Annotated in this window: 11 protein-coding genes; 4 read left to right on the top strand and 7 right to left on the bottom strand. The window is 34.0% G+C overall.

Annotated features, from left to right (window positions below):
- Positions 1-9: 9 nt before the first annotated feature.
- Positions 10-213, bottom strand: coding sequence for a CDGSH iron-sulfur domain-containing protein (locus tag SJY30_RS12125; protein WP_051941682.1), 204 nt, complete (start codon positions 211-213; stop codon positions 10-12).
- A gap of 152 nt (positions 214-365) precedes the next feature.
- Here SJY30_RS12125 and SJY30_RS12120 point away from each other — a divergent pair, with 152 nt between their 5' ends.
- Complete coding sequence (locus SJY30_RS12120) at positions 366-1001, top strand: CatA-like O-acetyltransferase (protein WP_396632438.1); 636 nt, start codon at positions 366-368, stop codon at positions 999-1001.
- 22 nt (positions 1002-1023) lie between these two features.
- Here the strand turns inward: SJY30_RS12120 and SJY30_RS12115 are convergent, their stop codons facing one another.
- A complete protein-coding gene (locus SJY30_RS12115) occupies positions 1024-2532 on the bottom strand; it encodes an ATP-binding protein (RefSeq protein ID WP_396632437.1) in 1509 nt (502 codons plus the stop codon).
- Between the two features lie 208 nt (positions 2533-2740).
- Between SJY30_RS12115 and SJY30_RS12110 the strand changes: the two genes are divergently transcribed.
- The 3 genes from SJY30_RS12110 (at position 2741) to recQ (ending at position 6252) form a co-directional block, all read left to right on the top strand.
- A complete protein-coding gene (locus SJY30_RS12110) occupies positions 2741-3430 on the top strand; it encodes a GNAT family N-acetyltransferase (RefSeq protein ID WP_396632436.1) in 690 nt (229 codons plus the stop codon).
- 261 nt (positions 3431-3691) lie between these two features.
- Positions 3692-4024: a single-stranded DNA-binding protein gene (locus SJY30_RS12105; RefSeq protein ID WP_396632435.1), complete on the top strand. Its 333-nt coding sequence runs from the start codon at positions 3692-3694 to the stop codon at positions 4022-4024.
- A gap of 143 nt (positions 4025-4167) precedes the next feature.
- On the top strand, positions 4168-6252 hold the full coding sequence (recQ, locus tag SJY30_RS12100; protein WP_396632434.1) for a DNA helicase RecQ: 2085 nt from the start codon (positions 4168-4170) through the stop codon (positions 6250-6252).
- 19 nt (positions 6253-6271) lie between these two features.
- Here recQ and SJY30_RS12095 read toward each other — a convergent pair whose 3' ends face one another.
- The 5 genes from SJY30_RS12095 to SJY30_RS12075 form a co-directional block, all read right to left on the bottom strand.
- The gene (locus SJY30_RS12095; RefSeq protein WP_396632433.1) at positions 6272-7105 is read right to left on the bottom strand and encodes a phosphatase PAP2 family protein; all 834 of its coding nucleotides are present in this window, start codon (positions 7103-7105) and stop codon (positions 6272-6274) included.
- 89 nt (positions 7106-7194) lie between these two features.
- Entirely contained in the window at positions 7195-8658 is a 1464-nt protein-coding gene (locus tag SJY30_RS12090; RefSeq protein WP_396632432.1) for a hypothetical protein, read from the bottom strand.
- Between the two features lie 43 nt (positions 8659-8701).
- The gene (locus tag SJY30_RS12085; protein WP_396632431.1) at positions 8702-9604 is read right to left on the bottom strand and encodes a histone deacetylase; all 903 of its coding nucleotides are present in this window, start codon (positions 9602-9604) and stop codon (positions 8702-8704) included.
- A gap of 8 nt (positions 9605-9612) precedes the next feature.
- Positions 9613-11736: a Tex family protein gene (locus tag SJY30_RS12080; RefSeq protein ID WP_396632430.1), complete on the bottom strand. Its 2124-nt coding sequence runs from the start codon at positions 11734-11736 to the stop codon at positions 9613-9615.
- A gap of 17 nt (positions 11737-11753) precedes the next feature.
- Positions 11754-13199: a hypothetical protein gene (locus SJY30_RS12075; protein WP_396632429.1), complete on the bottom strand. Its 1446-nt coding sequence runs from the start codon at positions 13197-13199 to the stop codon at positions 11754-11756.

Raw genomic sequence — 13199 nt, 5'->3', positions numbered from 1 at the left:
TTTGATAAGTTAACCTATCCATTCTATTTTTCTGTGCGATCCATCGCAAAATGGTTTGTTTTCTGAGACTCCACAACGGCAAAAACCCGTAGTTCCTTCTTTTGTAACAATTTCGCCCGATGCCAATTGAATTTTTAGATTCCCTTTTATCTTTAGCGGTCCGTTATTAGCTACAATAATATCCGTAGTGCATTGGTCTTTGTTTTCTTCCATAGTTTTTAATGTATTATAATAATTTGTAAAAAGTGAAATAACACCCTTTATTTGAAAAGTACAAGTTATCACAATTTTAATTTGAAATTTGAGGTTGTATATTTATTGCTGAATAAAACTGATTTTAAGCTAAAATCAAGGTCAATAAATAGATGAAAAAAGAATTAAATATAGCGGATTGGAATAGGGCAGGTCATTTCAAATTCTTTTCACAGTTCAGTGAGCCTTTTCATGGGGTAACCGTAAAGGTAAATTGTTCTAAAGCTTATGATTATGCGAAACAATCTGGCAACTCATTTTTCTTGGTTTATTTATATAGAACATTAAAGGCGGCAAATACCATAACTCCGTTTAAATACCGAATTGAAGATGGTAAGGTGTTCGAGTATGATTATGTGCATGCATCGCCAACCATTGGTAGAGATAATGGTACATTCGGTTTTTCTTATATTGAATATAAGGAGTCGTTCAATGAATTTAGAGACGCTGCCAATAAGGTAATCGAAGAGGTGAAAAAATCAACAGGATTAGAATTGCCAGTATGCGATATTAACGTATTACATTGCTCTAGCATGCCGTGGCTAGATTTTACTTCGGTTTCCCATGCGCGACATTTTGAATTTGCAGATAGCTGCCCCAAGATTTCATTTGGTAAAATGACGGGTGAGGGTGAACATAGGTCTATGCCAATATCAATACATGTGCACCATGCGTTGATGGATGGGTACGAAGTTGGTTTGTTCGTTGCCGAATTTCAACGATTAATGTCTATCGCCGGTGATGTTTAGTTTTAAATAACATGTTGGTAAATTAGATGTGAGGTTTTACTTGTTCATTTGTCGAGTTTTTAAAGCTTAAAATAAACTCGGTACCTTTATTTATTTCACTCTTACAAATGATTTCTCCACCGTTCATTTCTACAAAATCTTTAGTTATCATTAACCCGAATCCGGTTCCTTTTTCACCACTTGTGCCTTCACGAACCCTAGCGCTGTGGTTATTGTTATTTTTTGATGCATCATGCCAATCAGTATTCATACCCAGTCCAAAATCTTTGACACTTATTTTCACTCTGTTAGAAATGATTTGTGAAGACAATATTACTTTTTGACCTTTTTTACTGAATTTTATGGCATTTGAAAGTAAATTACGGAGCATAACCTTAAGCATGTTTTCGTCAATTAATAAGTCTCTGCAAGAAATATTAAGCTCTATTGTAATAGATTTTTCATCTGCTGCTCTTTTAAATTCTCTTTTTATAGCTGTTATTACAGTTTCTAAATCGCACATTTGTTGATCTAAAGTCACTCCCTCTAGTTGTTTGTAAGACCAATCAAGTAAAACGTTGACCATAGAAATTCTTTCCGTTACTTCATTTTTTAATTTTTTGGTAATCTCTTTTAATTCACTTTCCTCTAACTGACTCTCGATCATCGAAACAATTGTGCCTACATTGTTAAGAGGACCTCTAACATCATGCGTAAGTAGTGAGAATAATTTATTTTTAAGCTTATTCACTTTTTCAAGTTCCTCGTTTTTATATTCTAAATCTTGCTTTGCTATTTGTAAATGTTCGGTTTGTTTTTCAACTTCTGTATTGAGTCTGTCATTGGCTTCAACCTGCATTTTTATCGTATAATCTTCAATAGATTTGTACTTGTAACTAATTAAAAGAGAGAAAAGAATCAATTGAAAAGTTACAAGAATTGAAGTCGATAGTATAACGAGGTCAGTATCTACATTGTAATATTTTTGAGAAAACCATGATGCTATATAAAGAATTGAGCCAAGCAGGTAAGGTGAATACGAATAAAGATAGTACTTATTGAATTTTTTAGCGTTGTATAAACGTATACCTGAAAATAGGCTGAGAAGTGCTGTTGATAAGGCCATGATGGCAGCTAACAACACTAGAGAACTGTTTAACCAATCAATTTTAGTTATTATGTTATTTAGAATATGCAAACCAGGCAAACAAATCATGATTATTGCAAATACTCTATAAATAGTAGCTAATGTCGGATGGTTGTTTTGAGAAATGTTCAGGTAGCTTTTGGTAAACATTAATAATCCAAAAGTTGAAATCATTGCTGTGGTAAGTGAGGTTTTGTTGGCGATTAAAATAATCTGTTCGCTAAAAGAACCGTCGATGATGAGAGATAAACTCCAATGTACAGTCAGTCCGAAGATTAGTATAATATAGTACAGTAGAATTTTATGTCTCAAAACCAGAAAAGACAATAGATGGTATATGCCAAAAACGCCAAAAATTGACGTAAATACAATAGTTGTTAAATACCTAAAATCAATATTATCCATACTTAAACTATTAATTTGTTAAGCGACGAGATATGAATCTGAAATGCCCTTTGTCATCTCTGCTCCTTGAAGTTATAATTTTTTGTTGAGAACGAGCCAATGTTAGGCAAGCTTCTTTTTGTTAAGTGTTAAATTCATTTTTTTATTTAGTAAGATGTGATATTGTTTTAAGATTGAATAATTTGCGCAAGATTTGATCCACAATAGAATGGTAAAGTTAGAAGAGCAGCTTAAAAACCCGGTTTGGTATTCCTTAAATGAAACACACAAAAAATTTGTTGTTGCATATGACGGCGTTCAATTTTATGATCAAGAAGTATGTACTTTTGGGGCTTTTTTCGATGAGTCAAAAACCGAAAAAGCTTCTAGTCAATATATAAAAACGACAGATAGTTTCTTCTTCGTGTCAGAGGATCAAATTCCGTTAATAGATGAAACTAAGATTGTTCTAGAGAAGAAAATTGATGGTTGCCAAATGTTGTTAAAAGAACTTCCAGAAGTTTCAATAACAGAAGATATTGTTTTGTTGACCGATAAGCATATTGATGAAGTGTATGACTTAATCTGGTTGGTAATGCCTGGTTATTATCGTAGAAGGACTTTTGAAATGGGTAATTATTACGGAATTTTTAAAGACGGAAAATTGGTTTCAATAACTGGTCAGCGAATGCAAACCAATCTTTTCATAGAAGTAAGTGCGGTGGTAACACATCCAGATTATACCAGAAAAGGATTAGCAAAACAACTTATCGCTCATACTACAAAAGAGATTTTAAAAGTAAATAAAACACCTATTCTACATACCAATAAAGGAAACCTGGCTATACCTCTTTATCAGAGATTGGGATACGAATTAACCAGAGATATGAATTGGTGGTTGTATCGTAAAATTGATTAATCCCATTTTTTACGTTTAATATTTTTGGTTTTATTCTACATTCTATTATGATTCAATAATTTAATTCCTTTTTATTTCCATTTCAAATAATTTTTAAATGCCTGTATATAAGTATTATAAAAGTTTATAAACGACTGTAAACGATAACAAACGATAGTAAGTGTTTACATACCGATTAATATTTCAATGCTGTTCTAGGTTTGCAGTGTCGAGTCGAAAGGGCTTGATAGTATGAACTGTTAAACCATAAAAATTAGTAAGATGAACGCATTAAAAAACAAAGTACAGTTGATTGGAAATTTAGGGCAAGACCCAGAAATCGTAAACTTAGAAGGTGGTACAAAATTGGCAAAATTTTCTATTGCCACTACAGATAGTTACAAAAACGCGAAAGGTGAAAAAGTTGATGATACGCAGTGGCATAATATTGTAGCGTGGGGGAAAACAGCTGAAATTGTAGAAAACTATTTAATAAAAGGAAAACAAGTTGCCGTTGAAGGTAAACTTACCCATCGTTCTTATGAAACAAAGGAAGGCGAGAAAAGATACATCACAGAAGTTAGGTGTAATGAGTTGTTGATGTTGGGGAAGTAAGTTGATACGTTTTCACGAGGAGGTACGACGAAGTGATCTGTAAGTATGGAAAATGAATTTTACAGATTGCTTCTTACCTCATAAAAATCTAATCCTGTGATAAGACCTGCTAAAGACATTTTCAAACACTATTTTTGCAAAACATGACTGCAACAGAAAAAGACTTAATACCATTATTAAAAAAGCATTTTGGTTACGATTCATTTAAGCCGAATCAATTATCAATAATTGAAGATGCACTTAGTAAAAAAGATGTGTTGGCGATTATGCCAACTGGTGGAGGAAAGTCTCTTTGTTATCAGCTGACGGCGTTAGCTTTAGAGGGAACTGCGATTGTGATTTCGCCTCTAATTGCCTTAATGAAGGACCAAGTAGATGTGTTGAAGGCTAACGGAATTGCTGCCGAATATTACAATAGTTCTCAATCAGTAGAAACCCAACAAGAAATTCTTGGGAAACTGGAAAGAGGTGAATTAAAATTATTTTATGTAGCTCCAGAGAGTTTAGGCTTTTTTAATAACATTCTTGGCAATCTAAAAATAAGTCTATTTGCGGTTGATGAAGCGCATTGTATTTCTTCTTGGGGCCATGATTTTAGACCTGCATATACTCAGTTGGGCGGATTAAAAAGAAGGTTTCCGAATATTCCAGTAATGGCTCTTACGGCTACTGCCGATAAAACTACTCAAGATGATATTGCAGAGCAATTGCAAATTGGTAACGCCGAACGTCACTTAGCTTCTTTTAATAGACCTAATTTATATCTTGATGTAAAACCTGCTCAAGATCGAATAAAACATATTCTCGATTTCTTGGATGACAGACCAAACGAAAGCGGAATCATATATTGCCTTAGTCGTAAAAGTACGGAGTCTATTGCGGAGAAATTGCGCAATTCGGGTTTTAATGCAAAGGCATATCATGCGGGAATGTCTTCAGATGAACGTTCTACTGTTCAAGAAGAATTCATTACAGACAAGGTACCTATTATAGCCGCAACAATCGCTTTTGGTATGGGTATCGATAAAAGTAATGTGCGTTGGGTAATTCATTATAATCTACCAAAGAACATAGAAGGGTATTACCAAGAAATTGGTCGTGGTGGTCGTGACGGTCTCCCAGCTCACGCCTTATTATTTTACAGTTTTGCAGATGTGGCTCAGTTACGTCGGTTTATTACGCAAAGTGAAAATGCAGATGTAGAATATGCGAAATTAGAGCGTATGCAACAATTTGCAGAGGCATTAAGTTGTCGTAGAATTGCACTATTAAATTACTTTGGTGAGCAGGTAACTGAAGGTTGTGGCAATTGTGATATCTGTAATGCTCCACCTGCTTATTTTGACGCAACATTACTGGCGCAAAAGGTATGCTCTGGTGTGGCTAGGTTAAAAGAACGCGAGCCAATGGGTATGGTTATCGATGTCTTAAGAGGTGCACAAAATGCTCAAGTTTTAGAAAAAGGCTACCAGAATATTAAAACATATGGTGCCGTAAAAGATGTCTCTTGGTTAGACCTGCAACAATATGTCATTCAATTATTGAATCAAGGGATACTGGATATTAATTTTCGGGAAGGGGCAAGACTCGGTTTAACACCGCAAGCCAAAGAAGTATTGTTTTCTGGTAAAAAAGTGCAGCTTGCAGTGCTTCAAAAAGAAACGGAAAAGAAAAAGGCAACTACTAAATCAAGAGTCAAAAAGACTGATTTGTTTGAAAAACTACGTCTGCTTAGACAGCAAATTGCAACAGAGCAGAATGTGCCTGCTTATGTCGTTTTCGGTGATGCCAGTTTAAAGGATATGGAAGCTAAATTACCTAAGAATGAAACCGAATTTATGGAAATTTCTGGAGTAGGGCAGGCGAAATTGGAGAAATATGCCGAAGTGTTCTTAAAAGAAATAAATGGGCATGTAGGTACTAAAAAGTCTAAAAAGAAAACCCATGACCAATCTTTTGAATTGTTTTCTCAAGGTTTGACGGTTTCTGAAATTGCTACTTCAAGAAATTTGTCCGAGAATACGATATACGGACATTTAATGAAAAAGCATGCCGAAGGTGAAGACCTAGATTTAAATCAGTTCGTAGACGCAAAGGAAATAGTGGAAATAGAGAAAGCAAAATCAGAATTAACCGATGCAACTGGTCTTAAAGACTATTTTGAATATTTTGAAGAGAAAGTTCCTTACTGGAAAATAAAATTCGCACTGTATATGTTAGACGCCTAGGGCAGTTGAGTATAGTACATTAAAAATTGACCGTTACACCCATTTGCCCAGGACCAAAATTCAGATTCCAACTTACCATTTTCTTTTGGTCGTTGTATTTTTCGTTATATTTTTTATCAAGATATTTATCAATGGATTCTACTGTGGCAATACTAATGGCGAAAGCAAAAACCATATCACTTAACCAATGTTGACCATCCCATACACGAGAGATGCCAGGTATGGCACCAACAGTGTAAATACCCGCCTTTACCCACGGATTTTTAAATTGTTTACCAATTGCATATGCATTTGTAAAGGCAAGTAATGCATGCCCCGATGGGAAAGAATGAAAATTTCTACTAGAATTAAACGGGTCAAAAGTATCTTTGCCCAAATTTGCCAATGGTCTGGCCCTGCCCACCACAGATTTTAATACCTGTTGTAATAAGCCAGCTGAAGTAGCCGACGAGATAAGTAAAACTCCTGTTCTTCTTAATTTTTCGTTCTTGGTGATTAAACCAACCGCGTATACGCCAGAGGTGGCCATATAGTTGTTTGAAGGACTACCATAAAACTCACCATAATCGCGTATAAATTGAGGAACTCCCTCTCTATTGTTTCTAATAAATCTAGAGGTATTGTCATCCGCTAAATAAACAAGGCCGGTACCACCGACTACAGCTCCAAATTGTGCCCATTGATTTCCTTGCCAATGTAAAGGTCTTGAGTAAGAATGACCAACTCCTTTGAAAATTGTCGCAATGTCATATTTAAACATATTCCAACGTGTTTCGGTAGAATCTTTAACGGAATCCTGAGCGTTTAATGAAATACAAAATGTTATGCCTAAGAGGATTATTAGTTTTTTCATGGCGTAAATTTAAAGTTATGACTGTTCAGAATATACACTAATCCGATTAATTTTTTAAAAAATAAAATTGATTAGGTTAATAAATTACTTTAAAAAGAACGTAACGTGTAGGTCTTGTTAAATGCTACATAATTACCAAGAATAATAGTATCATTTAATTTGAACACTGTTCTTCCATTAGGAGATATGTTATTTTCCTCTTCAAATAGCTCTATTTTATCAAAAACATTTTCATTAACAACTCCTTCTTGGTGTTCAAAATTTGAATTAAAAAGTGCGTCTACTTTAAGGGCTTTTGTATGCGTGTAAGATTCATAAGCAAAAAATGTAGGGTTGATAAAAACAGTTATGGCTCCTAAGGCTGCCACAGGAAGACCAAAACCAGGTGCGGGCATAACGAAGGTTGATGAGTTTTGCTGTATAACACCACCATATGAAATAAGTTTTAAATCACCTTGAGTTTGAACCGCTATACCGGGATATCCTTTGTTAAGTTTTCTTAATAATTTACTGGTATCTTCAAACTCTCTATGATTGTCGAAAGTGCCACCTGTTTGTACGATTGAAGAATTTTTAAATTTTATTTTCTCATGTTCATGAGCACTATATTCGTTTATCAATTCTCCTGTTCGGAAATTTTGAGCGCTAAGATGAAAAGCACTTCTTGTACTTACTATCTGGTATAAAGTGCTTTTGTCAAGAAATGAGTTGCTGTTCTTTGTTTTATACGGCCAATTATTCATGACTTTGTCAATATTATGAACTTCACCTTTTAGTCTAGCTAAATCTATATCTACAATTTGGGTAGTATTTTGGTTACTGTCAAATGTTAAGGTAATGTAATTATTGTCTTGGTATATTTTAGTTGGATTACATGCAATTTCTAAAGTAGTAGGATTTTCAGTTTCTATCTTCACTACATCAACAGATTTGTTTAAACCATAAAATCCACTATTAACAGTAACCATATCGTATAGATTTTCTGGTTTCTGCTTGTGATTTTGGAATGTATTATTTGAAAAATCAATAGAATGCTTATTATAATTTATAGCATTGTCAAATCGATAAATATTAATTATTCCTGTTTTTGGGACTATAGTTATTAGATGAAATTTATTATCATAATCAGCTGTCTGTAGTATTTTTTCATTTTCAAGATCTAGATTTATCTCCATAAATTCTATTTTATTTGTTTCAAATGAAAAGCGTGATGAGGCAAATTTTCGTCTATTTTTAGTAGTGAGAAAAACAACAAAATCTTGATTGGCGAGAATGGTTTGTCCAAGTATTTGCTTATACTCTCTTTCTTTGTCTTCAGAGTTTAGTTCTCCAATTAATTCATTCATTTCATTGAATAAATATCCTTTTATGTCCTTGCCATTTAACATTACAAGTGCAAAGCGATTATTTTTTTTATCAACTAAAGGTATAACCTCGTCTGGGGTAGTTACTCTATTCTTATATATTTCTGAAATATTAGCAATTTCACTTTGGGCAAAACTTAAGTTAATGAATGATAATAGAATAATTAATATTAGGTTTTTACTATACATTTTAGGTTATTTAGAAATGGTAAGATACGCTTTTGAAGCGCTTTTAGAAATATAGTTTTTGTGCTAATCGAAAGGTATTTGCATGAGCTTCAACTATAATTTTGATATCTGGGGAGTAGCCACCGCCCATACTACATTGTACAGGTATATTTAGATTATGGCATGTGGTCAAAACAAATTCATCCCGCTTTTTGCAACCTTCTAATGTTAGAGCAAGAGTGCCTAATTTATCACTTTCTAAAATGTCAACACCACTGAGGTAAAAGATGAATTCGGGCTTAACGGTATCTATTAGTTTTGGTAAATTTTCTTTTAATATAGAAAGATAGGTGTCATCAGTAGTTCCCTTTGGCAAAGGAATATCTAAGTCAGACTTTTCTTTTTTAAACGGATAATTACTTTCTCCATGCATGGAGAATGTAAATACTGCATCATTCTTTTCAAATATTTCTGCAGTTCCGTTTCCTTGATGTACGTCTAAATCTACAATGAGAATCTTTTTCGCAAAACCTTTGTTTAATAAATATTGAGCGCCAATTGCTTGGTCGTTCAACATACAAAATGCTTCACCATGATCGCTATAGGCGTGGTGTGTTCCACCGGCAATGTTCATGGCAATTCCATATTCTATGGCAAAATCGCATCCTTTTATCGTTCCATCGGCAATAATACGTTCTCGCTCTACTAAATCTTCTGAGAGGGGAAAGCCTATTTTGCGCGCCATTTTGGGCGAAATCATCATATTCAGCAAATCATAGAAATACTCAGGGTCGTGAACAGCTACAATATGTTTGTCATTTGGTATTTCTGGCTCAAAGAAATTTTCTTCTGTGTAGGTGCCTTCATGAATTAATTGCTGGGGTAATAGCTCATATTTTTCCATAGGGAAACGATGCCCCTCTGGTAACGGATGTTTATATATAGGATGATTTGCTATTTTCAGCATCAGTTCAATTATTTATGCAATTTTAATTGAATACGTTTTCTCGTAACATCCACATCTAAAACCTTTACAATAATCTGCTGATGTAAATGCACATGTTCATTTACATCTTTTACAAAAGAATCAGAAAGGTTGGAAACATGAATTAGTCCGCTTTCTTTTATACCTATATCTACAAAACAACCGAAGTTGGTAATGTTATTTACAATGCCAGGCAGCAATTGGCCGCTATGTAAATCAGTAATAGATTTTATGGTTTGATCAAAGGTGAACACTTTTGCTTTCTCACGACGGTCTAATCCTGGTTTTTCAAGCTCAGAACGAATATCCTCTAAAGTTGGCAGTCCAACATCATTGGTACAATATTTTTGAAGATCAATTTCTTTGAGTAACGTTTTATTTCCTATCAATGATAGAATTTCTGTTCCTTTGTCTTTCGCCATTTGCTTCACTATACCATAACTTTCTGGATGTACGGCAGAATCATCTAGCGGATTTTTAGCATCTTTAATACGTAAAAAAGCTGCACCTTGCTCAAATGCCTTACCGCCTAATCTAGGGACATCCTTTATGTCTTTTCTGCTTTTAAAAGCTCCTTTTTCTTTTCGTTGAATAACAATATTCTCTGCTAATTTAGGACCAATACCAGATACATAACTCAATAAAGGAACGCTAGCTGTATTGATGTTCACACCCACAGAATTCACACAACTTTCAACAACCGTATCTAATGAAGTCTTTAATTTACTCTGGTCCACATCATGTTGATATTGCCCTACACCAATAGATTTTGGGTCTATTTTCACGAGCTCGGCAAGTGGGTCAGCCAAACGCCTGCCTATAGAAACGGCACCACGAACGGTAACATCATAATTTGGGAATTCATCTCGGGCAATTTTAGAGGCAGAGTAAATAGATGCTCCGGCTTCACTTACGATAAACACTTCAACAGGATTATTAAAAAGTACCTTCTTTACTACGTGTTCTGTTTCTCTAGATGCTGTACCGTTACCAATAGCAATTGCTTCTATTTTATATGCATTTGCCAATGAACTCAGTTTCTTTATCGCCCCAGCAACATCATTTTGTGGTGCATGTGGATAAATTGTTTCATTATGTACTAAATTGCCTTGTGCATCTAAGCAAACCACTTTACAACCCGTTCTAAAACCTGGATCTATGGCAAGAATACGTTTTTCGCCTAGAGGTGCGCCGAGTAATAATTGTCTTAGATTATTGGAGAAAACAGCAATAGCTTCATCATCCGCTTTTTCTTTTGCTCCCTTAAGTAATTCGTTCGATAAGGATGGAAATAACAATCTTTTATAGGCATCTGCGAGGGCTAGTTCAATTTGCTGTCCACAGGCATTATGTGTTTTTATGATTCTATTTTCAATTCTATCTAATAAACGTTCATCATCCAATTCAATTTTAACCCTTATGAATTTTTCTGATTCTGCACGTAAAATGGCTAGAAGTCTGTGCGACGGACATTTATTTAAAGGCTCGCTCCAATCAAAATAATCTCGGAACTTCTGTGCCTTTTCATCATCCTTTTTAGTGCCTATTATTTTGGTAGAAATGATAGCAAATCGTGCTAATTGAGATCTTATGGAACTTCTTATATCTGTGCGTTCATTGATCCATTCAGAAATAATCTGTCGAGCACCTTCTAAAGCATCATCTTCATTTTCTACCTCTTTGCTGAGGTATTTAGATGCCGTAAATTCAATGTCATCATTACGCTGCGCCATAATGATTTTTGCTAAAGGCTCTAATCCGTTTTTACGCGCAACTTCTGCTTTGGTCTTTTTGCTTTTTTTGAATGGGAGGTATAAATCTTCTAACTGGGTGAGGTCTTCAGAATTTTCGAACTTTTGTTTTAGCTCAGCCGTTAATACGCCTTGTTCGTCAACAGCCTTTATAATGGCTTTTTTTCTCTTTTCTAATGCTTCAAACTGTTCTTTAAATTGAACGATAGCACCAACTTGTACTTCATCTAAATTGCCCGTACGTTCTTTACGATACCTAGAGATGAAAGGTATTGTACAATCTGCATTTAAAAGCTCAATAGTATTTTGAATCCCCTTCTCTGATAGTTGGGTGTATTTTATAATGTAAGCGGTAAGGTTCATTAGTTAATCTTAGATAATTAAAATTCAAATTTTACGAGCGTCAATTCGTGATCTTTTTCATCAAAATAACTAAAAATGAAGCTATTTTCATTTTTAATAATACACCCAAAGTTGGTTCTTTTTAGTTCATGTTTTTGAATGTAATCCTGAATTTTATCAAAAGGATTCTTTGAGGTATCTCCATTAATATTTTTTAACGAATCTGCTGAAAATAGACTTTTTATATATACTGATTTTGAATTTGCGTAGATATCATAGGTTCGAGATGTAGAAGATATACTTGCATAAATAGCGGCACCGATGGCACCAAAAAGAATTCCTGCTGTCGCAATACCATCTGTATTGGCGTTTAACTCTTTCGTGCCCCCTATACTGATGTTCAATATGTCATTTGTTTGATAAACGGCAATACCCAGGTCAGTGTTAGAAATCTTACGTAAGAATGTTTTCGTTTTTTCTATTTCTTTCGTTTTACCATTAGTTAGTAAGTTGTATTCCTGATAAATTGGAGAGTTTTTAAACGGAATAGGCTCGTCTTCATTAAATGAGTATTGACTATTTATTTCTAAAGTCTCTATGTCAGTAATTTCGAAAGACATGCCTTTTGGTGCTGTAGAAACTTGAAATAATTTGTTATAGAATAAGAACGAATTGGCTCTGCTGGCACTACCTTCTATAAGTTTTAAATTGGGCATTAGTATGGTCTTGACCTTGCTTGATGAATCAGTAAGATTGAGCATTAAGATTTTAGTTTCTTCACGTCTATGGTTTAGTGTTAAAATTAATTTATCTCCGTTTAGATAAATTTTTATAGGAGAAGAAGTTTGTTCTATGGGCAAGGGAATATTGGGTTCGATAAACTCAATATTTTGTTTTGTAATTACGCTTGATAAGGGTAGCGCATAATTGTCCCAATTTAAAAAAATCTCTGTGTTAAATGGGTAATCTTTTTTTGACACCTTTTTTCCATCAAATTCGTAAACATGAATGGTTGATGAACCTCTACCTACAGTTAATAGATAAAAATTGTTATTATAATTAATAATCTTGATGAGTTTTTCTTTCTTTAGTTTTAAGTCAATTTCAGTACTGCTTAAAGTGTTATCAAAAAGTGTTAAAATAGAAAATTTTCGATTATTATTTGCGGAAACAAACAGCCTAATTTCCCCTTTGTCAGTTGTTTGATAACCGATGATTTTTTGTTGAGACATACTCAAGTCATCATACTCAGAATCATTTATCAAAGTGAATTTTTCATCAAATTCTAAATGACGAATATGGTCGTAAACTTTATACACATGGTGAATATGCCCAGACTTATCAATCAACGAAATATTTTCTGTTAGAGAATGTTCTGGTATATCAAGCTCAAGCGTATTTGAAAACTCTTGCGAATATATTTTTGAAAAGAGTAATGAAAAACACAGTATTGTAAAAAAAAGTAATTGACCTTTTATTTTCAT

It is taken from the genome of Maribacter sp. R86514, assembly GCF_044597005.1.
Classification (GTDB): domain Bacteria; phylum Bacteroidota; class Bacteroidia; order Flavobacteriales; family Flavobacteriaceae; genus Maribacter.
This window is presented reverse-complemented; position numbering and strand designations above follow the sequence as displayed.

Excerpts from the sequence above, each read along its gene's own strand:
- SJY30_RS12115 (WP_396632437.1), bottom strand. The coding sequence starts at position 2,532 with ATGGATAATATTGATTTTAGGTATTTAACAACTATTGTATTTACGTCA.
- SJY30_RS12080 (WP_396632430.1), bottom strand. The coding sequence starts at position 11,736 with ATGAACCTTACCGCTTACATTATAAAATACACCCAACTATCAGAGAAG.
- SJY30_RS12120 (WP_396632438.1), top strand. The coding sequence starts at position 366 with ATGAAAAAAGAATTAAATATAGCGGATTGGAATAGGGCAGGTCATTTC.
- SJY30_RS12095 (WP_396632433.1), bottom strand. The coding sequence starts at position 7,105 with ATGAAAAAACTAATAATCCTCTTAGGCATAACATTTTGTATTTCATTA.
- recQ (WP_396632434.1), top strand. The coding sequence starts at position 4,168 with ATGACTGCAACAGAAAAAGACTTAATACCATTATTAAAAAAGCATTTT.
- SJY30_RS12125 (WP_051941682.1), bottom strand. The coding sequence starts at position 213 with ATGGAAGAAAACAAAGACCAATGCACTACGGATATTATTGTAGCTAAT.
- SJY30_RS12075 (WP_396632429.1), bottom strand. The coding sequence starts at position 13,199 with ATGAAAATAAAAGGTCAATTACTTTTTTTTACAATACTGTGTTTTTCA.
- SJY30_RS12105 (WP_396632435.1), top strand. The coding sequence starts at position 3,692 with ATGAACGCATTAAAAAACAAAGTACAGTTGATTGGAAATTTAGGGCAA.
- SJY30_RS12110 (WP_396632436.1), top strand. The coding sequence starts at position 2,741 with ATGGTAAAGTTAGAAGAGCAGCTTAAAAACCCGGTTTGGTATTCCTTA.
- SJY30_RS12085 (WP_396632431.1), bottom strand. The coding sequence starts at position 9,604 with ATGCTGAAAATAGCAAATCATCCTATATATAAACATCCGTTACCAGAG.
- SJY30_RS12090 (WP_396632432.1), bottom strand. The coding sequence starts at position 8,658 with ATGTATAGTAAAAACCTAATATTAATTATTCTATTATCATTCATTAAC.